The organism is Vibrio hepatarius (genome assembly GCF_043642085.1).
In the GTDB taxonomy this organism is placed as follows: Bacteria; Pseudomonadota; Gammaproteobacteria; order Enterobacterales; family Vibrionaceae; genus Vibrio; species Vibrio hepatarius_C.
The window spans coordinates 169897-190687 of the sequence record NZ_JBHZSA010000001.1; the positions used below are offsets into that span (position 1 = coordinate 169897).

General features: G+C 43.5%; 21 protein-coding genes. 8 read left to right on the plus strand and 13 right to left on the minus strand.

Annotated features, from left to right (window positions below):
- Window positions 1-28 precede the first annotated feature (28 nt).
- The 4 genes from ACHUFZ_RS00790 to ACHUFZ_RS00805 all read left to right on the plus strand — a co-directional run bounded on the left by ACHUFZ_RS00790 (window position 29) and on the right by ACHUFZ_RS00805 (window position 2602).
- Complete coding sequence (locus ACHUFZ_RS00790) at window positions 29-505, plus strand: GNAT family N-acetyltransferase (RefSeq protein WP_394125455.1); 477 nt, start codon at window positions 29-31, stop codon at window positions 503-505.
- A 246-nt stretch (window positions 506-751) separates the two neighbouring features.
- On the plus strand, window positions 752-1267 hold the full coding sequence (locus ACHUFZ_RS00795) for a P-loop NTPase family protein (protein WP_394125456.1): 516 nt from the start codon (window positions 752-754) through the stop codon (window positions 1265-1267).
- A 100-nt stretch (window positions 1268-1367) separates the two neighbouring features.
- Window positions 1368-1844, plus strand: a complete 477-nt coding sequence (locus ACHUFZ_RS00800) for a DUF6653 family protein (RefSeq protein WP_394125834.1) — start codon at window positions 1368-1370, stop codon at window positions 1842-1844.
- Window positions 1845-1984: 140 nt separating this feature from the next.
- Complete coding sequence (locus ACHUFZ_RS00805; RefSeq protein ID WP_394125835.1) at window positions 1985-2602, plus strand: HAD family hydrolase; 618 nt, start codon at window positions 1985-1987, stop codon at window positions 2600-2602.
- Between the two features lie 120 nt (window positions 2603-2722).
- Here the strand turns inward: ACHUFZ_RS00805 and ACHUFZ_RS00810 are convergent, their stop codons facing one another.
- The 7 genes from ACHUFZ_RS00810 to ACHUFZ_RS00840 all read right to left on the minus strand — a co-directional run bounded on the left by ACHUFZ_RS00810 (window position 2723) and on the right by ACHUFZ_RS00840 (window position 8183).
- Window positions 2723-2962 (minus strand): RNA recognition motif domain-containing protein, encoded by a 240-nt coding sequence (locus tag ACHUFZ_RS00810; RefSeq protein ID WP_394125457.1) that lies wholly within the window; start codon window positions 2960-2962, stop codon window positions 2723-2725.
- Between the two features lie 178 nt (window positions 2963-3140).
- A complete protein-coding gene (locus tag ACHUFZ_RS00815; protein ID WP_394125458.1) occupies window positions 3141-3323 on the minus strand; it encodes a hypothetical protein in 183 nt (60 codons plus the stop codon).
- Between the two features lie 161 nt (window positions 3324-3484).
- Complete coding sequence (locus ACHUFZ_RS00820) at window positions 3485-3877, minus strand: hypothetical protein (RefSeq protein ID WP_394125459.1); 393 nt, start codon at window positions 3875-3877, stop codon at window positions 3485-3487.
- A 131-nt stretch (window positions 3878-4008) separates the two neighbouring features.
- Window positions 4009-4758: an amino acid ABC transporter ATP-binding protein gene (locus ACHUFZ_RS00825; RefSeq protein WP_394125460.1), complete on the minus strand. Its 750-nt coding sequence runs from the start codon at window positions 4756-4758 to the stop codon at window positions 4009-4011.
- 18 nt (window positions 4759-4776) lie between these two features.
- On the minus strand, window positions 4777-5874 hold the full coding sequence (locus tag ACHUFZ_RS00830; RefSeq protein ID WP_394125461.1) for an amino acid ABC transporter permease: 1098 nt from the start codon (window positions 5872-5874) through the stop codon (window positions 4777-4779).
- A 1-nt stretch (window position 5875) separates the two neighbouring features.
- Window positions 5876-7078 (minus strand): amino acid ABC transporter permease, encoded by a 1203-nt coding sequence (locus tag ACHUFZ_RS00835; protein WP_394125462.1) that lies wholly within the window; start codon window positions 7076-7078, stop codon window positions 5876-5878.
- Window positions 7079-7154: 76 nt separating this feature from the next.
- Window positions 7155-8183 (minus strand): amino acid ABC transporter substrate-binding protein, encoded by a 1029-nt coding sequence (locus ACHUFZ_RS00840; protein ID WP_053440404.1) that lies wholly within the window; start codon window positions 8181-8183, stop codon window positions 7155-7157.
- 459 nt (window positions 8184-8642) lie between these two features.
- On the opposite strand from ACHUFZ_RS00840, the gene ACHUFZ_RS00845 reads away from it, so the two are divergent.
- Entirely contained in the window at window positions 8643-9581 is a 939-nt protein-coding gene (locus ACHUFZ_RS00845) for an NAD(P)-dependent oxidoreductase (RefSeq protein ID WP_394125463.1), read from the plus strand.
- 58 nt (window positions 9582-9639) lie between these two features.
- Here the strand turns inward: ACHUFZ_RS00845 and ACHUFZ_RS00850 are convergent, their stop codons facing one another.
- Both ACHUFZ_RS00850 and ACHUFZ_RS00855 read right to left on the minus strand, forming a co-directional pair.
- Window positions 9640-10125 (minus strand): YajQ family cyclic di-GMP-binding protein, encoded by a 486-nt coding sequence (locus ACHUFZ_RS00850; protein WP_053440406.1) that lies wholly within the window; start codon window positions 10123-10125, stop codon window positions 9640-9642.
- 16 nt (window positions 10126-10141) lie between these two features.
- A complete protein-coding gene (locus tag ACHUFZ_RS00855) occupies window positions 10142-11194 on the minus strand; it encodes a 3-deoxy-7-phosphoheptulonate synthase (protein ID WP_394125464.1) in 1053 nt (350 codons plus the stop codon).
- 213 nt (window positions 11195-11407) lie between these two features.
- Between ACHUFZ_RS00855 and ACHUFZ_RS00860 the strand changes: the two genes are divergently transcribed.
- Complete coding sequence (locus tag ACHUFZ_RS00860) at window positions 11408-12295, plus strand: putative PEP-binding protein (RefSeq protein WP_394125465.1); 888 nt, start codon at window positions 11408-11410, stop codon at window positions 12293-12295.
- A gap of 111 nt (window positions 12296-12406) precedes the next feature.
- The gene (locus tag ACHUFZ_RS00865) at window positions 12407-12886 is read left to right on the plus strand and encodes a PaaI family thioesterase (protein WP_394125466.1); all 480 of its coding nucleotides are present in this window, start codon (window positions 12407-12409) and stop codon (window positions 12884-12886) included.
- Here the strand turns inward: ACHUFZ_RS00865 and ACHUFZ_RS00870 are convergent.
- Window positions 12855-14240 carry a hypothetical protein gene (locus tag ACHUFZ_RS00870; RefSeq protein ID WP_394125467.1) on the minus strand — a complete coding sequence of 462 codons (1386 nt, stop codon included), beginning with the start codon at window positions 14238-14240 and terminating at the stop codon, window positions 12855-12857. The genes ACHUFZ_RS00865 and ACHUFZ_RS00870 overlap by 32 nt on opposite strands.
- A gap of 90 nt (window positions 14241-14330) precedes the next feature.
- Here ACHUFZ_RS00870 and ACHUFZ_RS00875 point away from each other — a divergent pair, with 90 nt between their 5' ends.
- The gene (locus ACHUFZ_RS00875; RefSeq protein ID WP_134837141.1) at window positions 14331-15164 is read left to right on the plus strand and encodes a CvfB family protein; all 834 of its coding nucleotides are present in this window, start codon (window positions 14331-14333) and stop codon (window positions 15162-15164) included.
- Between the two features lie 199 nt (window positions 15165-15363).
- Here ACHUFZ_RS00875 and rsmF read toward each other — a convergent pair whose 3' ends face one another.
- The 3 genes from rsmF to ACHUFZ_RS00890 all read right to left on the minus strand — a co-directional run bounded on the left by rsmF (window position 15364) and on the right by ACHUFZ_RS00890 (window position 20761).
- On the minus strand, window positions 15364-16788 hold the full coding sequence (gene rsmF / locus ACHUFZ_RS00880) for a 16S rRNA (cytosine(1407)-C(5))-methyltransferase RsmF (protein WP_394125468.1): 1425 nt from the start codon (window positions 16786-16788) through the stop codon (window positions 15364-15366).
- A gap of 87 nt (window positions 16789-16875) precedes the next feature.
- A complete protein-coding gene (locus ACHUFZ_RS00885) occupies window positions 16876-19509 on the minus strand; it encodes a PqiB family protein (RefSeq protein WP_394125469.1) in 2634 nt (877 codons plus the stop codon).
- Window positions 19502-20761, minus strand: coding sequence for a PqiA/YebS family transporter subunit (locus ACHUFZ_RS00890; protein WP_394125470.1), 1260 nt, complete (start codon window positions 20759-20761; stop codon window positions 19502-19504). Before ACHUFZ_RS00890 ends, ACHUFZ_RS00885 begins: the two co-directional genes overlap by 8 nt.
- Window positions 20762-20791: the final 30 nt, after the last annotated feature.

Here is a 20791-nt window from a genome sequence, read left to right on the forward strand (position 1 = left end):
CAGAATAGGACTATATAGGGAAGGATAAATGGCACTTAGAGCGTTTGAAAAAACAGACTACGACTTGCTAATCCGTTGGATTGATTCTGAAGAACTCAATTATCAATGGGGTGGACCAAATTTCGACTTCCCTTTAGATAGTAATCAGCTCGATAAACATTGTGCTAAGCCGGAGGTCATTTCCTTTGTTTTTGTGCATGAGGGAAGCAGCGCTGGCTACGTCGAGTTATTCAGGCTCTCGGAGTCAAAGTTACGGGTTTGCCGTGTATTTATATCGAATGAGTTTCGTGGTCAGGGCATTGCAAAACGGATGCTTGAGCAATTAATCGAATTGGCGAAAATAGAGCACAATGCTCAAGTTCTATCGCTGGCGGTTTTTGAGCGTAATACGGTGGCGAAGAATTGTTATGAATCGTTGGGTTTTCAGGTGACCTCACATCAATCTGGTACTCGTTCTTTTGATGGTGAAGCTTGGGATCTTTTGTTAATGGAAAAGCGGCTTTGACCAGTACATGAGGTTAATTCGTAACGACAATAGAATGCTAACCTTTATACAAAGACAAATTGACAGTTGGCCGTATCTATATCAGAGTGACTGTATGAAATTTAATCTAGATCAACTTAACCAGCGAATTATCATCATTCCTTAGGAATGGTGGGCTTTTGGTATACTTGGAATAAATCGATCCCACCCTAGAAGGTGGGTTTTCTTTTTCTGCCTTTTGGGAATGAGTCTCTCGGAGGTGTTTAAATGAAAAAAGTAGCCGTTTTTGGTAAGCCAGGTAGCGGGAAATCAACAGTAAGTAAAGCATTAGCGTCAGCGTTAGGTTTACCGCTTCATCAACTAGACTCAATCGTTTACAAACCCAATGGTGAGTTTGTCGCGCGAAAAGAGTTTGATGCTACCCACAATGATATTCTGCGCTCAGAAGCGTGGGTGATCGATGGTCTGGGCCCAATCACTTCCTTTAATGAGCGTTTAGCGGCCGCAGATACTCTTATTTACATCGACTTGCCATACTCAGTTAGTTATTGGTTTGTGACCAAGCGACTTTTGAAAGGACTCTTGGTAAAACCAGAGGGCTGGCCGGATGGAAGTTCAATACTAAAAGGTACGCTGAATAGCTATAAGACACTCAAATTATGCCCGAAGTTTTGGAACGATGACTTTTTGTCTAAGTTGATGGAACACAAGAGCAGTAAAGAAGTCTATGTCATCAAAACAGTATCTGAATTGAATGATTTTGTTCTAACACAAACTAAATAGCGCGCATTGAGTAACCGGAGCGTTTCCATTTCAGCTATACGAAGTTTGAATTTTGGAGAACTAAATGGACATTTTGAAAGTATCCGAAAGATTAATGTCGATGGACGAAAGTTCATGGCAACGGCACTCAAACCCCTTGAGCGTCTATTCGCGGTTTTCAATTCTACCTCTATTTACTGTGACCATAGCAGTAAGAGAGTATTTGGGTTGGTGGACTCTGGCGGCTGTGTTACTCGTGTCACTATGGACATGGTTGAACCCTAGGCTATTTTCAGCCCCGAAAACGACGAATAACTGGGCGTCGATGGGGACTTTTGGTGAGCGAATTTATCTTAATCGTCGCGGCGAGAATCTAATCCCTGGTCACCATTTACGCATGTGTAGGTGGATAATTGGCCTTCAATTTTTGGGCTTGCCATTTTGGTTATATAGTCTTTATTCAATGAGCTATCCCTTAATGCTTTTGAGCACCTTGTGGCTAATGATGACCAAGGTGTGGTTTGTAGACAGAATGGTGTGGCTATATCAAGATGTAAAAGACCGCGATCCTGTCTATCTATCGTGGTTGAAGTCTTAGTATCAGTCATTAGGATACTCATGGTTAATATTGAAAGTGAACCAAATCATAACGTTATGAGCCTTTTCCTTTCAGTCTAAATCAAACAATGTTTAAGAAGGTCTTTGAGTACTAGGCGTTTATGTAAATAGGAGACAATGATGAGTTCAGAAAGCATTAAAAATGTGGTCTTTGATATTGGAAACGTGATGGTGCGTTGGGCGCCTTTGGAAATAGTGAAGCTGACATTCGGTGAAATCCAATCTCCGGAGGAACTGGCAAAACGCATCTTTCAGTCTGAAACTTGGCTAGATCTTAATAAAGGCTTCATTTCTGAAGCTGATGCTAAGGCGCAGTACAAACAGTTATTAGATTTGTCTGACTTGGAATGTGAGCGCCTATTTTACTATGTTAAGCGAACACAGATCCTTGTTTATGGTTCAGTCGATCTTCTTAAACGCGTTAAGTCATCAGGCTACAACGTTTATGCGTTAACAGATAATGTCCACGAGATTGTCTCCTACCTAAAATCAGAATATTCATTCTGGACGTTATTTGATGGTGCGACGGTATCGGCGGAACTAGGCCTGCTAAAACCGCAAGCTGAAATATATCAATCATTACTAACTCAACATAAGCTAGCTGCGTCAGAAACTGTATTTATCGATGATATGCCAAACAATGTGGAGGGTGCTAGAGCAGTTGGTATCGCAGGGATCCAATTTGAGAACGTGGCTCAATGTGAAGAAGAGCTGAAAGCACTGGGGCTGTCTTTCTAGGCTACTAATCAAGTGCTTTAAAGAGCCCTTAATTTTTCGCGCTTATACACTATGAACGTTAGAAATTAGCGAGGTTGGAATGAAAGGGAGCTTAGATTAGCTAGCTCCCTATTTGGGCGTTTAGTTTTGAGCGAATTTAACTCGAATCTTGCTCTTAGCTACGTCAGTCAGGTTTAAGCTATTCAAAGCTGTTTTTGCTTCAGTTTCATCAGGCATTTCAAGGAAAGCAAAGCCCTTAGATTGACCTGTTTCCTGATCTAGAACTAAATCACATTGGGTAACAGTGCCATGAGCAGAGAAAAGAACTCGAACTTCGTGTTCTGTTGTAGTACGAGCTAGATTGCGGACTAAAAGTTTCATAATATTTTGCCTAGTGTAAATTGCAGTCCAATTGTCTCAGGTATAAGGGTGTAAACCAAGAAAAGTTTGTATTCAATATGGGGGTAATGCTCTTTAACAGTGCATTATTTTGCTTGTTAACGTTTGGCTGCTTGTGAAGCTAAGAATGAGCTCATATTTCAGAGCTCATCAAGTTGGCTTAAGGATGAGTGATGAGTTGTCCATCTTCTGTCGTTAGAAGGCTAGCCTTACCTTGTTCAATGAGCTGTGCAGCATAAGATGGCGTCACGGTTTGAATTTCACCTTTTTCTCTGCTTACTAACGCTTCCCACGCTTGGTCTTTATATTTTCCTGCTTGGGTGTACTTAATGAGTACTTTCATAGATTCTCGCTCCGGTGAGTTAGACGTGCTACTAACATTAGTAAGTTTGTTGTCGTTGCGCACCTGTTAAATATGGAACATTAGATTAACTAAATGGCAGGTAGTTTTGAGCTAGGTTGCAATAGTGCTTGTTGAGCGCTGGTTGAAGTAGCGAGGCAGGCTTACTTATAGCTTTCTGGCAATAGCGCGTGGCCAGTGTATTCCGTTAGGTAGACGAGGGCGTCAATGACACGAATAGGCGTTAACAAGTTATCTTCATTACAATCATCTAATTCGAATGTTAGGTAAAGTCGATCACATTCCACCTTAAGAAATAAGTTTCCTTGTGGTGCTCTGTCTTGGGTTAGAGCGAACGCACCAACACCGATAAAGTGCGAACTTTTCAGATTTCTAGTTGCGTATATATCACAGTTTAATCGGTGGGAAAGCGTTAAAAAGTCGAGAAGCAGGTTAATTTGGTCGTCTGAAACGTTATCGAGCGCTCTCATATGCGGTTCTTTGCAGAAACGCTCTAAATAGTTAATCATTTCGTCGATATCGTTATTAAATAGCATCGCAGTTTGTCCGTAATGTAAGCGTCGCGATTGTACCTGTAGCGTAAGCACATAACAAAATATTTAGAACCACTTGCAGACAACGAAAAAGGGTGACCGAAGCCACCCTTTGTTACATCGATTATAGGCAATTAATGGTGCAGAATCTGCGCCAAGAAGTTTTGAGTACGATCTGACTGAGGATTTTCAAAGAAATCAACTGGGTTGTTCTCTTCGATAATCTGGCCAGCATCCATAAAGATAACCCTATCAGCGACCTCTTTTGCAAAACCCATCTCGTGAGTTACACAAAGCATCGTCATCCCTTCTTCGGCAAGCTCGACCATAACGTCAAGTACTTCACGTACCATCTCTGGGTCAAGCGCTGATGTTGGTTCGTCAAACAGCATAACTTGTGGGTTCATACATAGAGAGCGAGCAATAGCTACACGCTGCTGCTGACCACCTGATAGTTGGCCTGGATACTTTTCGGCTTGATCTGGGATCTTAACGCGCTCAAGGTATTTCATCGCAATCGCTTCAGCTTCTTGCTTAGGCATTTTCTTCACCCAAATAGGCGCTAGAGTACAGTTCTCTAACACCGTTAGGTGAGGGAAGAGGTTAAAGTGCTGAAAACACATACCAACTTCACGTCTGACAGCTTCAATGTTTTTCAAATCTTCAGTCAGTTCGTTACCAGAAACGAAGATGTGACCTTTCTGATGCTCTTCAAGACGGTTAATACAACGAATCATCGTTGATTTACCTGAGCCTGAAGGGCCACAAATAACAATCTTTTCGCCTTTCTTAACGTCAAGATTGATGTTCTTTAGTACGTGAAATTCACCGTACCACTTGTTCATATCCTTTAGCTGGATCATGTAATCTTGTTGTTGCGTCATAATACGTCCTTGAGCTAATTATCGTTTGTGACCGGTGTGAAGTTTGTTTTCAAGCCAAATCGAATATCTCGACATGCCGAAACAAAATACCCAGAACACTAACGCGACAAATACATAACTTTCAGTTGCAAAGCCTAACCACTCTGGGTCGGTGTTTGCTGCCTGACCGATACCGAGTACATCAAACATACCGATGATAAGTACAAGACTGGTATCTTTAAATAGACCGATGAAGGTGTTCACAATTGAAGGAATAGTGATCTTAAGTGCCTGCGGCAAAATGATCAGCCCCATCTTCTTCCAGTAAGTTAGACCTAGTGCATCAGCAGCTTCATATTGACCTTTAGGGATTGCCTGTAGACCACCACGAACTACCTCTGCCATGTAGGCTGCACTGAACATCACCACACCAACCAAAGCACGAATCAGCTTGTCTGTTTCAGAACCTTCGGCTAAGAAAAGCGGAAGCATTACTGATGCCATGAATAGAACAGTGATAAGAGGAACGCCACGCCATACCTCAATATACACGGTACACATACTGCGAATAATTGGCATTTCAGAACGACGGCCAAGTGCGAGGGCAACGCCAATGGGTAGTGAAACAACAATACCTACTAATGCGATAATGAGCGTCACAAGTAAGCCACCCCACTTGTGTGTGTCTACAACCTCTAAGCCAAATACGCCACCATATAGCAAAGCTGCAATGATAAATGGATAGATGTTGACGAAGAACAGCCAAATCCATAAGCGTTTCGGTGTTTTTTCATAAGCAAGTAGAGCCGTGAAAATCGCCAAAGTGATGTAAAATAGGCGAGGGCGCCATAACTCTTCTTGTGGGTAGAAACCATACATGAACTGTTCCCAGCGCACGCTGATAAATACCCAACAAGCCCCATCTTTGCTACATGCATCACGCGTTGTGCCAACCCAGTCTGCGTTTAAAAATGCCCAGTCAAAGATGTTCCAAAGAAGCATGAACGCAAGGTAACCAAGGATAACAGTAACGACAGAGTTAACTGGACCGTTAAATAGATTTTTACGCAGCCAGCCTACAGCGCCCACTGTGTTAGCTGGTGGCGGAAGGTCAGGCTGAAATTGATGAATACTCATGCTATCTCTCCACTAGCGCTACTTTACGGTTATAAATGTTCATCAGTGCTGATGTCAGCAAGCTGAGAGTCAGGTAGACACCCATTGTCATGGCGATGATTTCGATCGCTTGACCTGTTTGGTTGAGTGTTGTCCCTGCAAAAACCGAAACTAAGTCAGGGTAGCCAATTGCCATCGCAAGGGATGAGTTCTTGGTTAAGTTCAAGTACTGACTTGTTAGTGGTGGGATGATGATTCTTAATGCCTGAGGAATAACAACAAGCTTTAAGGTACGTGAGCGCGGTAATCCAAGCGACATCGCTGCTTCCGTTTGACCATGGTTAACCGCATTGATACCAGAACGAACAATTTCAGCGATGAAAGAAGCCGTATAGATACTTAATGCGAGTAACAGTGCTGCGAGCTCAGGAATGATGCTGATACCGCCACGGAAGTTGAATCCTTTTAACTCAGGAAGTTCCGCTGAAATAGGAGAACCCATCAAAAAGTAAACAATGGTAGGAAGTACAATACAAAGCCCAAGTGCAATACGACCCATAGGCGTTTGTTGACCTGTTAACTTCTGTTTGTTCTTAGCCCAAATGCCGATGACAATCGAAGCGATGACACCCGCGATAAACGTAGCGACAACGAACGATGAGCCTTCTTCAAAAATTGGAGCAGGGAAGTACAGGCCTCGTACATTGAGGAAGATGGCCTCACCTAAGCTTAGACTTTGCCTCGCTGATGGTAGAGCTTGCAGTACTGCAAAGTACCAAAAGAAAATTTGCAGTAGTAACGGAACGTTACGGAATATCTCGATGTAAACCGCAGCTAATCGGCTAACTAACCAGTTAGATGATAAACGTGCGATACCCATGATAAAACCAATCACGGTTGCGAGAATAATACCGAAAAAGGAAACTAAAGCGGTGTTTAGTAGACCGATGATGAAAGTTCGGCCATAAGAGTAGGTTTCATCGTATTCAATCAGCGTTAGGCCAATCCCAAAGCCGGCTTCTTGATCGAGGAAATCAAAACCCGTGGCTATACCGCGAGCTTCTAAGTTGGTGAGTGCATTATTGACAATCGTGTAAAAGAAAAAAACAAGCGCTGTAATCGCAATGATCTGGAATACAACTGCTCGAAAGGTGGGATTGTATATAAGGTTAGCGTTCTTAGCCGGTCCGTTATCCGCGCTCGACGCCGTATTAGTAGGTTTCATACAACTATAACCTCAAATCCATTTTTTATTAAAAAGGGCGGCCAAAACCGCCCATTTTGTGTTGTAACTTTAAAAGTTAACGGATTGGTGGAGCGTACATGAAGCCGCCTGCATTCCACAGAGCGTTCACGCCACGAGAGATTTGCAGAGGTGAACCTTCACCAACTGTACGCTCGAAGCTCTCACCGTAGTTACCTACTTGTTTAATTACTTGGTAACCCCAGTCATCACGGATACCTAGGCCTTTACCTTTAGGGCCATCGACACCTAGGATACGTTTGATGTTTGGATCTTTAGACTTCAGCATTTCGTCAGCATTCTTAGAGGAAATACCGTACTCTTCTGCGTTCACCATTGCAGCAAGTGTCCACTTAGCAATGTTAAACCACTGGTCATCACCTTGACGAACTACTGGGCCTAGTGGCTCTTTGGAAATGATTTCTGGTAGTACTTGTGCTGAAGACGGGTCTTGAAGGTTTAGACGAAGAGCGTAAAGACCTGATTGGTCAGTTGTTAGTACGTCACAACGGCCAGCATCGAAACCTTTAGATGTTTGAGCTGCTGTATCAAATACAACTGGCTTGTAAGACATACCGCTATTACGGAAGTAGTCTGCTAGGTTAAGCTCAGTCGTTGTACCAGACTGAACACAAACAGAAGCGCCATCTAGCTCTTTAGCACTTGTCAGGCCAAGATCTTTCTTAACCATGAAACCTTGACCGTCGTAGTAGTTAACACCGACGAAGTTAAGACCTAGTGCTGTATCACGGTGTAGCGTCCATGTTGTGTTACGAGAAAGCACGTCGATTTCACCAGATTGTAGGGCAGTGAAACGCTCTTTTGCTGTTAGCGGTACGTATTTAACTTTTGTCTTATCGCCCAAAACGGCAGCTGCAAGACCTTGACAGTATTCTACGTCGATGCCTTCCCATTCGCCTTTAGAGTTCGGGTTAGAGAAGCCTGGCAAGCCAGTACTTACACCACAAGTTAAGAAGCCTTGTTTAGTTACTTTATCAAGCGTGCTATCTGCTGCAGAAGCGCTAGTAGACATCAGTGCAGTAGATGCTGCTACAACTGAAGCAAGAAGTGTTAGTTTATGTGCCATTTGTATCCTTCCTGTATGATCCGTGTTAAATCGAGATTTCTCGATGCAACGATTAAGCTCTGTTGTGTTTCATTATTTGTTTGGTTGCAGTGCTCTTTATTGAGTCTTTGTTAAATCAACCAGTTATAAGCGTAGGAAAGGAATTGTGTTTTCACAACTCTATAATTTAAAAAGATTTTTGAATGAACTCACATTTCCTGACAGACATTAGAATGGCGAAATGTTACGACAATGTAAACAGTGTATAAGTTCACAAAATAGAAACGACAGACTGGTGTGATAAAATTATCAATGATTTTAGATTTGATAATTATACAAACCCTAGATGTCTGGAATATTTAACTAAAGATCGATGAAAATTTGGTTATATGTCGGTCAGGTGAAAGAAAGGGCATCTACGTTATCGCTTGTTTTTGGTAGTATCAGTAGAACAGCCCCTTATACACATCAAGGAATGAAATGCAGTATTTTCCTCTATTCGTGAATTTGAACCATAAACCCGTCTTAGTCGTTGGCGGTGGCGAAGTCGCGAGTCGCAAAGTGGATAGCCTAGTGAGGGCAGGAGCGAGTGTAACGATCGTCTCCCCTCAAGTAGAAAATTATTTGAGTCAATTGATCGACAAAGGTGAGTGCCAGTGGATTCAGGGCTTCTATTCTGAAGAATTGCTTGAAACGTCTTACGTACAGGTTTGGGCGACAACAGATAACCCTAGTTTGAATCATCAGGTACACCGTGATGCGAAGCGCAAAGGAATTTTAGTCAATGTCGTTGATGATTTACCCTATTGTGATTTTATTACCCCTTCGATGATTAATCGTGGCCGCATTCAGCTCGCGATTTCTAGTGGTGGTGCAGCTCCTGTTTTAATACGTAATATGCGCGAGAAGATAGAAGCGGTATTACCGCAAAACTTATCGTTGCAGGCAGATTTTGCTGCGTCCAAGCGCAATGATATAAAAGAAAAATTGCCGACCGTCGATGAGCGTCGTAAGTTTTGGGAAATGTTCTTTGCCCGCCCAGATGTCGATAATGCCAGTACCAATGCTATTTTAGAAGCGGCGTATAAAAATGCGCTAGAGGTAGGCTTTAGCCGTAAAGGGTCAGTGACCTGGATAGAACATGGTAATGATGTAGAGCTACTGACGCTAAAAGCGTTACGATTGATGCAACAAGCAGAAATCGTGCTATTCGATAGTCAATGCCCGTTCGCGTTTGTGGATTTAGTTAGACGGGATGCAGAGCGTCTAGAATTTGCTAATCAAGCGGACTTATCCACCCAGATAGAAATCGCTAAGAACGAAGATAAGCGGGTAGTGGTGTTGTTGGCTCCTCACTCGACGAACGTCACCTTTATACAAGGTTCGGACACAATCATCTCACTGGGAAGTCAAAAATAAAAAAGGCCAGATACGAAATCGTATCTGGCCTTTTTCTTTGAACTAGCTTGAGTTAGTGTTAGTCACGGAAGTTTTCGTATTGGAACGGTTGACCAAGCTCTGCATCGCGAATAAGGGCGATAACCGCTTGTAGGTCATCACGCTTTTTACCCGTCACGCGAACTTTCTCGCCTTGAATTGAAGCCTGAACTTTCATTTTGTTGTCTTTAATTAACTTAACGATCTTTTTCGCCATTGGCGTTTCGATGCCTTGTTTAAAGAGAACAATTTGATGCCAGTTTTTGCCTGTTGCTTCTTCGCTTTTCGCATCCATTGAATTTGCATCAACACCGCGCTTCGCTAAGTTTCCGCGTAAAATGTCACGCATTTGCTTAAGCTGGAAGTCACCTTCGGCGTTTAATCTAACAGACTCGTCTTTTTGCATTTCAAAAGATGCTTCAACACCACGGAAATCAAAACGCGTTGATAGTTCACGTGAAGCATTATCGACTGCATTACGAAGTTCTACTGAATCGACTTCAGATACAATATCAAATGATGGCATGTTGGAATCCTTTTAATTATGAACGGGCTTTGACTGCGTTAGCTAACATTTCAAGCATGGTACGTGTGTCTTCCCAACCTAAACATGGGTCGGTAATCGACTGTCCGTAAGTAAGGTTGTCTAGGTCATTCATTGGCTGATTGCCTTCAAGGATGAAGCTCTCTGCCATGATACCTGCGACTTGATTCTTACCTGACTTGATTTGCTCACAGATGTCTTTTGCGACATCCAACTGCTTACGGTGCTGCTTTTGGCAGTTAGCGTGGCTGAAATCAACAACCAAACGTTCAGGTAAACCGAATTCGCCAAGTTGCTTACATGCCGCATCAACAGATTCAGCATCGAAGTTAGGGCCTGTTTCACCACCACGTAGAATCACGTGACCAAATGGGTTACCACTGGTGCGATAAACAGTCATACGACCATTTTTATCTGGTGAGTAGAAGTAGTGAGATGCCTGAGATGCCCGAATTGCATCAATTGCGATTTTAATGTTGCCGTTCGTACCGTTTTTAAATCCAACAGGGCAAGATAACGCAGACGCCATCTCACGGTGGATTTGTGATTCTGTAGTACGAGCGCCAATCGCGCCCCAAGTGATAAGATCAGCGATGTACTGACCCGTAATCATATCTAGGAACTCGGTCGCAGTCGCAAGGCCAAGTTTGTTGATATCTAAAAGCAATTTGCGCGCTTTGTTTAAGCCAGCTTCAAGAGCGTATGAACCATCAAGGTTAGGGTCGGTAATCAGACCTTTCCAACCAACAACAGTACGTGGCTTTTCAAAGTACGTACGCATAACGACGAAAAGTTCATCTTTGTATTGCTCTTGAATTGCCGCTAGGCGCTCAGCGTAATCAATAGCAGCTTCCGTATCATGCACTGAACAAGGGCCGACGATCACCAATAGGCGTTGGTCTTCCCCTGAAAGAATGTTTTCAATTTGACGACGTGACTGTGCAATGCGTTCTGCGACTTCGTCCGTAATCGGATGCGCGCTTCCTAGTTCTGCCGGAGTTGGCATTGGACCCAGTGGTTGGGTTCTTAATTCATCGGTTTTAAGTGGCATACCACAGCCTGTATTTCTATTGCGAAGCGGTAAAGATAGCGGAAACGAACCTAGGAATAAACCACTTATCGTCAATCTTATCTCTATCGGTGTGTAAATCTGAAAAATTATGCACTTAGGTAAAGTAAAAATGCTGATCTACCCTTGTGTTAGAGTAAGTCGAGCGGTATGTTGAAGGTTATAAACACAACAAAATGTTTGCACGGAGCAGTAATGAGTCAAAATAGTTCGAGCAGTTTGCATCCTTCCTTAAATATTGGTGAGTCACTACCAAAACTAGATACGGAATTTGAGGGCTCTCATTTGTTTGTATCTTTATCTGAATTGATTCTAGAACATGTTTTTTATCATCCAACTTATGGTGAATCGAAAGAACCATTGGATGAGATAGAAATCGCCTCAATCAACTCTATTTTAGGTGAATTGGACGTTGAAACGCACTTTGTATCAACGCTAACAGAGCAGATCCTTTCAGCAGTTAAGCCTAGTCATACAGCCGTCCGTGTGAGTTTAAGTGGTGCAGATAGCGACAGCTTTAGCTCACTGCTTGGCGGCAAAGTAGAGCTGGATGAAACTAACCCAGCACTTGGTGTTAGAGGTGTTTCACGATTTGCTGCCCAACCATTTAATCATCAATTTGCTCTTGAATGTAAAGTTATCAAGGCGTTGCAGGCACAAGATTGCAATGTAGAGGTCGTGGTTCCTTTTGTACGTGGGCTTTCTGATGCAGCAAAAATCATTGATTTACTTGCCGAGCAGGGACTTCCTCGTGGGTTAAATGGGTTCAAGGTGCTGTATACCGTTGATGTGCCAGCAGGCGCGCTACTTTCAGAAAAGTTACTGCATTACTTTGATGGTGTTGTCATTAATCTGGAAAACCTTGCACAATTTACACTTGGCATCGACCGCCTAAGTGAAGAGCTTGAATACCTTTTTGATCCTCAAAGTGATGCGGTTATCCAACTGATAGAGCAAGTGGTTAAGTCGGCTCATAGCAGTAATAAACCTGTTGTTCTTTGTAGCAATGCTTTAGAGCAATATGCTCGTATTCAAGAGACAGTAGCAGAATATGATAATGTAGACGCGGTGGTGACGCCGTAACTTTACATGTTTAAGATGGTCACTGTTTTACAAGGTCAATGTTAACAAATTGTTGACATTGGCCTTTTTTCATTATCAACTAGTCACATACTCACTGGTCGGACTAGTCGCATGTTATCTCCGCTTACTAAAGCAAACCTATACCTAAACTACTTTGGTTTTTTCAAAGTTCCCTTCATATGGTTAGCAAGACCAAAAATTCTGCATCTCGATGAAGAGCGAGTCGAAGTTAAGATTCCGATCAGACGACGGACAAAGAACCATTTAAACAGCATGTATTTTGGTGTTTTAGCGGTTGGGGCTGATGTTGCTGGTGGTTTTATGGCAATGAGCAAAGCTCAAGACAGTGGCAGAAAGGTGTCATTAGCGTTTAAAGCTGTAGAGGGGCAATTTTTGAAGCGTCCTGAAGCGGATGTTCATTTCATATGTGAAGATGGCAAACAGATCGATCAAATGCTTAAGCGAACGTTTGATACCGGAGAGAGGGTGAATGAAGCGGTAAAAATCACCGCCATATGCCCATCACTCCATGGCGATGAGCCAATGGCGGAGTTCTATCTTACTCTGTCACTGAAGCGAAAGGGTGATTAACCTCTTCCACTTCCATTTGCTCGACAGCGACGATTTTGCTTCGATTTAAAACAATCTTCCAACGGTAGTATTTTACTTGGCCGTTGTGATTGTTTTCCTTGGCAATCAAATTGATAAGATGGCGTTTCTCTACAGACTCGCGACTAACCTGGCCGTTGTTATGCGTGTAGACTTTGTTCGAGCCTTTGTCCATCAAGCGGGTAAGCTCGCGCATGCTTACTAGTATTGATTCTCTTGTTTCCTCATAACCACTCATGAACTTTGACGTCGACATCTCAGTCTTTGAGCTGTAGTGAAGGATCTGTTCTTCTCTTTGCACCACACGCTTTTTTCGGATCGACTTAATGCGGTCAGGTAACTTATCAAGAACCTTGTAATCTAGCCATTCAAGCTTTTGTCCAACGGCTTTTTTGGTTGTTGGGTCTAAGTACAATTTACGCCATTTAGGGCGACCTTTACGAATCCATCGCCACATAACGTCGCGAAGGTCATCTTTAAAGATCTCACGCAATGCGTAAACGAATGACATTAAAACGATAAACGAAGCGGTGATTTCACCCCAGTAGTCACGAGCAAGAATCGCGGTGATGGTAACGAATACCATGACGAAGCCAGTTGCTCCGCCTTTAACAACGCGTTTCATGTTTTTACCCAGTGATTGAGTTTTTTCCTGTAGAACAACAGGGTGCTCAATCAATCGGCGTAGTAAGCGCATTTTATTACTTAGTCGCGTTACGTCGTCACGTACACTCTTCGAGTTATAGTTATTTAGCTTACGATGAGCGGCTTCTTTTTCGACGATCGCCAGTAAGCTCTCTTTCAAGCTTTTATATTCGCTATCGCGAGGCATGTGCGCCACCAGCGACATCAGGCGTTGGCCGGTATACCAAGACAAGTAGTTATCGATATTGGCATAGTAGCGCTTTAAGCTTTCTTCGTAAGGGATACCACGACGTAGCTTTTTAAGGATATCGAGCGATAGTTTAATGACTTCGTCGACTTCGTCAGTCGTGACACTTTCTTTATTGTGCTTGTTGAGCTCGTTAACCGCTTTATCTAACGCGATGACGTATTGATAGGCGAAGAGACTCAAACTTACGCGGTATTGAGTTGTAGAAAGTCGGCCTCGTTTAGCGAGTCGACTGTGGACTAAAGGCAAGAGCGTTTTGTCACTGTAGTAAGCGCGTTTTTGAGCAATAGACTCGTAGTAGAACTCACTCTCTTTGATAACGTCAGGGGACAGCCCAAGTTCGCCAGGGACGAAAAAATACAAGTCGAGGTCTGACTTTTTGGTTGCTGCCATTGCATGTGAGATTTTGAGAGTTATGCCGTCCTGCTTATCAACGGTTAACAAATAAAGCTCCTAAAAAAAGTACTAAATATCTGGCGCAAGCATAACAGAGATTCGCTATAATCACCGCAAATTTAACAAGAGACAGTTGAAATGATTAAAGTTGGTCAGATTAACCACTTAGAAGTAGTAAAAACAGCCGATTTTGGCGTATTCCTTGATGCAGGGGATTACGGCACAACCTTATTACCAAACCGTTTCGTTCCGGAAGGTACCGAAGTGGGTGGTTTCGTTGATGCGTTTTTATACTTCGATTCTGACAGTCAGTTAGTCGCCACAACTGAAACTCCAATTGCTCAAGTGGGCGAGTGGGGTCTTATGAAGATCGAAGGCGTAAATGCGACAGGTGCATTTGCGGACTGGGGTATTAAAGGTAAAGACCTTCTTATTCCATTCAGTGAGCAGCGTGCTCGTTTCTCTGAAGGACAAAACGTATTGGTCTACGTGTATACAGACAAAGCGTCTGGACGTATTGTTGGTACCACTAAGTTTAATAAGCTATTGGACAAAACGCCGGCAAATTACACGCGCAACCAGCAAGTTGATCTTATCATTGCTGAACGCAGCGACTTAGGCTTTAAGGCGATTGTTGAAGGTGAACACTGGGGCATGATCTTTAAGTCAGATGTGTTTGGTAAGCTGTTCATTGGTAAACAGCTAAAGGGCTACATCAAGAGCATTCGTGAAGATGGCAAAATCGACCTGTCGCTACAAAAGATTGGTGTAGAGAAGATGGACGACTTGAGCCAAAAAGTGATGGATCTGCTAGAGAAAAAAGGTGGCTTCCTTCCACTAAACGATAAGTCTTCACCAGAAGCGATCTTTGCAGCGTTTAGAACCAGTAAAGGTACATTTAAAAAGACCATTGGTGGCCTTTACAAGCAAGGTAAGATTGTTATCGATAAAGAAGGTATTCGTTTAGCTTAACGCTTATCTCGATACGTTTAAGCCGCCGAGTTGTGCGGCTTAAAAAAAGTGGCCCAAAGCTGATCCTGCTATGGGCCTGGGGAAGGGCTCACATTGAGCCTGCGCTAATTGGTTGATATTTCAAATCAATAAATTAATTCTAGTACAATATCTGGAGTTTGCACGGTCAGTGTAGAATTTCATACTAATGTTTTACGGTTTAGAATAGGTTTTTATCTCTTACCAGTTCTCTTGGTAAACCATTCTTAATTCGATTTCCAACCCATTTTCCTAAGCCAATCACATCGTTATCAAATTTTACAAACACTTCACCTTTACCTGAAAGGTCGGCTGGGCGAACATCGCGTCCCATAAACCATTCACGTGCATCCTCAATAGAAAGTGCTACACACATAGCTTCTTCACCCGTAGCAAGGGTTGTCGCAACTTGGTGTTGCCAGCGGTAACCTTTCTTATGAGCTTCTGCGATTTTAATTCCCATACGTGAAAAGCGGAACTCTCCAAGCATAGGTTCTAGCGCGTCGGGGAACAGCCAAACATCATTGTCACGTAGCCACACAGATGCGTCATCGGGTAATGAAATATCCAGTGTCTGTTTAAGTTGCTTAGCAATGTCGCTTTGTACCTTGGCGCTTGCTTTCTCAAATGGAAACTTACCTAAACGCTTTTTAACTTTTGGCGCTTCAACTGAACCTGCTTTACGTATTCTCGCGACAAAGAAACCTTCACAGTCGTATACCTGTGGGAAGATATGCAGGAAGCCTTCTTCTGTTAGTGATTTATCCGCGTCAGTAAACAGGTTTGCTAGGCTTTCAAATTCAACAAGGTCACCAAAAGTCTCTTTTAGGTGAAGACAAACCTGTTGGTTTTCTTCAATGCTAAGAGTACAAGTTGAATACACCATCACGCCATTTGGCTTTAGTGCATGGAACGCACTTTCGATAAGATCTTTCTGCGTCTCAGAAATAGAGATAACGGACTCTTTCGTCCAGTTCTTCATTGCATCAGCATCTTTACGAACTGTGCCTTCACCAGAGCATGGTGCATCAATCAATACCGCATCAAACTGTTCCGGTAACCAACCACCAAATACGCGGCCATCATAGTTAGATAGGGCAGCATTTCGAACGCCACAACGTTCAATATTTGCATGTAGTACTTTTACGCGGCTGGCAGAAAACTCATTCGCGACCAACACGCCAGCGTTACCCATTTGCGCGGCGATTTGAGTGGTTTTAGAACCCGGTGCCGCCGCCATATCAAGTACAGCGCTAAACTCTTCATCTTTGTCATTAAACAGAGCGGAAACCGGCATCATCGAGCTGGCTTCTTGAATATAGAATAGCCCCGACATGTGCTCCGCTGTGTTACCTAATGGCACTTCTGACTCATCTGCTTCTATCCAAAAGCCTTCTTCACACCAAGGAACGGGTTCCAATTGCCAACCTTTGCTTTTAGCGCGTGCTAAGAATGCCTCAATCGAAATCTTTAACGTGTTGACACGAATGCTTTTACGTAATGGACGTTGGCAAGCGGCGATAAAGTCTTCCATGTTAAGTTGAGATGGAAGAATCGCTTCAATTTCGCTGAGGAATTCGGCTGGGAGATATACATTCTGGTGCAAGGTTCTGTCTCTACAAGCTTGAAAGGGCGATGATTATAGCCAATTAAAAGAAAAAACGCAGCGATTAGGCTGCGTTTTTCTTATTGATTATGGCTTAGGGATGGCGGTTCTCCATGCTTTCCAGCTTTCCTCCGCTTTCGCATTAAGATAGAAGGTATGGCCGTCCTTTGCGATAGGCTCTAACTGACTCTGCTCTGGCGTAGAGAAGGAGATCCCACCGCGAACGAGGCTATCAAAAGTGCCTGCCTTGATGTTTGCCCCAGTTAAGCCGATAGAGACGTCAACGCCAGATGCATTCCAAAACACACTATTTTGTCGAACTAAATAGGCATACTCAGGCTTAATAACGATTTTAGATACGATGCGATCAGCGAACTCCCCAAGAGATACGTGCGTCACTTCACCCACTTCGATATCGCGGTAGAGTATTGGTGTACCGATTGCAATCGAGCCTCTGGACTCACTCTGCAGTGTAAATTGAACGCCCTGAGTCGCTTTCTTAGTCTTGTGCAGGGTAAAGGTATTCTTTGCCTTACCTTGCCCCGGTTGAACGCTAATCGATTGAGAGAGTAAGTTCTGAATGTTTTTCACACCACGTAAGCCGACTTCAGCTTTCGGTAACCAGAAGTAGGATCCTTCAGCAGCGATCGCGTTGGTGTATTCTGGCAGAATACGCGCTTTCACCTCGACAGTGTGTCGCTTAAAGTTAGGTACGACGAGCGTTACTTCACCCACTTTAATTCCGTTGTAATTAATCACAGTGCCTTTAGAGAGGGCATTTTCCCCTTCAAAGTTTAATGTGATTACCTGACCGAATTTACGAGCGGTTTTGAAGTCATCATAAAGTAGCCATTTGTCGTTTTGCTTGTTGTCGACGCCAGGAAGTGAGTCAAACGCAATGCCACCTTGGATAAGCGATTTCAGCGGTGCGGCTTTAACGCTTACACCCGCTAAGCTTGCATCAATTTCAACACCAGAACGGTTCCAAAATACGGTCTGGCCAGTAACAAGGTGTTTGTATTGGTTCTCAATACTTGCCGTGATAATTACACCACCGTCGACTAAGTAAAAATCTGAGATGCTGCCGACTTGTAAGTTGCGATAGAGTAGTGGGCTGCCTTTACTAATTGGCGGTAGCTCGTTGGCAAACAGTGTGAGTTGAGTAGAGCCTGACATGTTGTATTTCGCTAGCTCTGCTAGTGATTTACTTGGATAGAGCTTGTATTCGTCGAGCGGTGTCTCTTTTCCTTCGCTGACGAAGCTAATAGAGCCAGTTAAGAGCTGTTTTGCTGGCGGAACAGTAATGTTTAAGCCAGACTCGGTGAGTTCCGCGCTTGCGCTACCCGTTACAAAGAATCTGTTTTGAGATTTGATTAGCGAAGAGTAGGCACTGTCGATAAGTATATCGAAGTGAACCTTATCTTTAGCTAGGCTGACCTGAGTGACAGAGCCGATACTAATTCCGCGATAAAGAATGTTTGCGCCTTTATCAAGACCAAAAGAGTTGTCGGCGACAAGCTGCAGTGAAACCGAGCGCGCTTGCTGGCGGTTGAAGTCATCTTTACGCACCGCGCTAAAGGCACGGGAACGCTCACCATCACCCGGAACGATGGTTAAGAAGTTGCCCTTAACTATGTTGGCGATATTCTCAACACCAGACAGTGATACCTTTGCTTCCTCAAGAATGAAACGGCTTCCTGTCGTCAACATGTCGCTGAATGCTGGTTGAATAGCGGCAGAAGCAACGATTTCTTCTCGGCCTTCGCTTAACTCTAAGTCCGTGACTTGGCCAACTTCTATGCCTCTGTACATAATAGGGGCACCTGAGGCGCTGATATTGTTGCCGTCGGGCAGGGCAATTTTAATTGCAATACCGCGACCCGCAGTCTTAATGTCTTTATAAAGTCTAAATTGCGTATTATCAGCGACGGGTTCACCTCCGTCTGGTGAATCCACCGCGATTGAACCACCAATCAACGCACTTAAACTTTCTAAGCGTACATCGACACCTTCAAAGCCGATATTTGCGCCAATACCGCTTACATTCCAGAAACGACTGTCGTCGGTGATGATATGGCGATATTCGTCTTGGATTGAAGCTTGAATGATGACGTTTTTGGACTCGGAGTCGAGCTGGTAACTGTAAACCTCACCAATCGGTATCTTACGATAAACGATTTGAGAGCCAACTGAGATACCGCCAAGGTCGCGCGACTTGAGCGAAATATTGAGGCCAGCTTCAGCCAGGAGATCTGATGGCGCTCTTTCTAACGCTGTAAATTCTGTCTCTGGCTCAGAAGGGTTGTTACCCGGAGAAATAGCAATGTAGTTACCAGATACAAGCGCATCTAAGCCAGAGACTCCGGAGAGACTTGCAGTCGGCTTAACCATCCAAAAGCGCGTTTCTTTGGTTAAAAGCTTAGTGGCTTCAGGGTAAATATCCGCATCAACATAAATACTTTGAAGATCTTCTGCCAAGCTAATGTCCTTGACCATACCCACTTCTAGGCCTTGGTATCGGATGGTTGTTCGACCAGCAATGAGCCCCTGTGCATCAGAAAAATAGATCTGCACTCGTTGCCCAGCATCTTGAACCGCTTTAAACACCAACCAACCCGCAAGTACCATAGTGATTATTGGTAACAGCCAGAGTGGCGATATCCCTTTATTGCGCTTTATATGCGGTGAATACGAGTTTTGAGTTGGAGAAGAATTACTCATTTATAGACTCTTTCTGTTTAACTTCATCAGGGTAGTTATCCCAAATTAATCTTGGATCCATGCTTTCAGCGGCCAGCATGGTCAAAACAACCACTAAGCCAAATGCTACAGCGCCGTAGCCGGGCGTAAAATCGAGAACCTGACCACGATCGACTAAGGTCATCATGATCGAAATAACAAACAGGTCCATCATTGACCAACGCCCAATCCACTTAATCACAAAATATATAAACATTCTGTGTTTGTGATAGATCTTTCTTTTGAATTGTATCGCCAGTAACAAATATGAGAGACCGATAATCTTAGCGACCGGAACGACAATACTGGCTACAAATATAATGACAGCAATACCAATCATGCCACTATTTACCAGTGATGCGACGCCGGAAAAAATGGTGTCTTCTAGACGTTTACCATTAGTCAGTAGTATCGATATCGGAATTAGGTTAGCAGGAAAAATCGCGATACTCGCAGCAATCAAATAGGCCCAAGTTTTTTGGATAGAATTGGGTTTACGATGGTGAATAGGGCTATGACAACGTACGCATAGCTCACCTTCAGGCTGAGATAGATGACATTGGTGACAGTGTAGCGTTTTCTCTGGTAGGTGGTAGTTATCTTCTGGTTGGAAGGCTTCCCAATAGCGACGAACGCTAACGCGAGTAATCAATAAAATGGTCGCGACTTGCAGCAGAATCAAACCGATCAGGCCTGGCCCAACATAGATATCAGAATAATCCTGAAGCTTAAAACAGGAAATGGCGATGCTGACAAGAAATACGTCGATCATCACCCAAGTTTTCAAGTGCTGAATAATTGAAAGCGAATACTTGAGCAGTTTAAATGCTCGATATTTTAGCGCGATATGTGCGGTGACGACTGAGCTACAGACCAAGAGTGGGGCAATTGAGCTACAAAATATGATTAAGATGGAGAGAAGTACAAAGCCTTCATTAAACAGGCTTAATACACCGGAAGGCAGCGTTGCGGGGATCATCATCCCAAACAGTCGAATGCTAATAAAATCGAAAAAATGCGAAGGTATAAATAGCAGAAGACAAGCGACGGCAACAGCGAGGTTACCAGATAGAGAAGGGGTTCCTCCTCTATATAGATGGGTATTACAACGTGGACAGTGTGCGCTTTTGCCTTTTTCGACTTCGACAAGATCGACAGGCAGTTCACAGCCGTGACATAACCTTACTGAAGTGAGTTTGCTTGAGTGTGCATGAAGCTTAGAAGAGGAGCTCATCGCTTCTCTCCTAATAGGTGTAGATTGTTT